Origin of the sequence: Winogradskya humida (genome assembly GCF_016862215.1) — a bacterium.
GTDB classification, from domain to species: domain Bacteria; phylum Actinomycetota; class Actinomycetes; order Mycobacteriales; family Micromonosporaceae; genus Actinoplanes; species Actinoplanes humidus.
Genome location: NZ_BOMN01000181.1, coordinates 1 through 915, shown reverse-complemented (window position 1 = coordinate 915; position 915 = coordinate 1). Strand labels below are relative to the sequence as shown.

1 protein-coding gene is annotated in these 915 nt (G+C 68.6%); it reads left to right on the top strand.

Annotated features, from left to right (window positions below; all coding sequences use genetic code 11):
* On the top strand, positions 1–915 hold a 915-nt coding region (locus Ahu01nite_RS50070; RefSeq protein ID WP_203843848.1), incomplete at both ends, for a Clp protease N-terminal domain-containing protein.

Below are 915 nucleotides of genomic sequence, written 5' to 3'. Positions count from 1 at the left end.
TCCCGTTCACGCCGCGCGCCAAGAAGGTGCTGGAGCTCTCGCTGCGCGAGGCTCTGCAGCTGGGCCACAACTACATCGGCACGGAGCACATCCTGCTCGGCCTGATCCGCGAGGGTGAGGGTGTCGCCGCCCAGGTCCTGGTGAAGCTCGGCGCCGACCTCAACCGGGTCCGTCAGCAGGTCATCCAGCTGCTCTCCGGCTACCAGGGCAAGGAGCCGGCCGCCGCCGGTGCCGCCGCGGGCGAGGCAGCCCCGTCGACGTCGCTGGTGCTCGACCAGTTCGGACGCAACCTCACGCAGGCCGCCCGCGAGGGCAAGCTCGACCCGGTCATCGGCCGGGAGAAGGAAATCGAGCGGGTCATGCAGGTGCTGTCGCGCCGCACGAAGAACAACCCGGTCCTGATCGGAGAGCCCGGCGTCGGCAAGACCGCCGTCGTGGAGGGGCTGTCGCAGTCCATCGTCAAGGGCGAGGTGCCCGAGACGCTGAAGGACAAGCAGCTCTACACCCTCGACCTCGGTGCGCTGGTCGCCGGTTCCCGTTACCGCGGTGACTTCGAGGAGCGCCTGAAGAAGGTTCTCAAGGAGATCCGCACCCGCGGCGACATCATCCTGTTCATCGACGAGATCCACACCCTGGTCGGTGCGGGCGCCGCCGAGGGTGCGATCGACGCCGCCTCGATCCTCAAGCCCATGCTCGCGCGTGGTGAGCTGCAGACGATCGGCGCGACCACCCTCGACGAGTACCGCAAGCACCTCGAGAAGGACGCCGCCCTCGAGCGCCGTTTCCAGCCGATCCAGGTGGGTGAGCCGTCCCTGGCCCACACCATCGAGATCCTCAAGGGCCTGCGTGACCGTTACGAGGCGCATCACCGGATCAGCATCACCGACGCGGCCCTGGTCGCCGCGGCGACCCTCG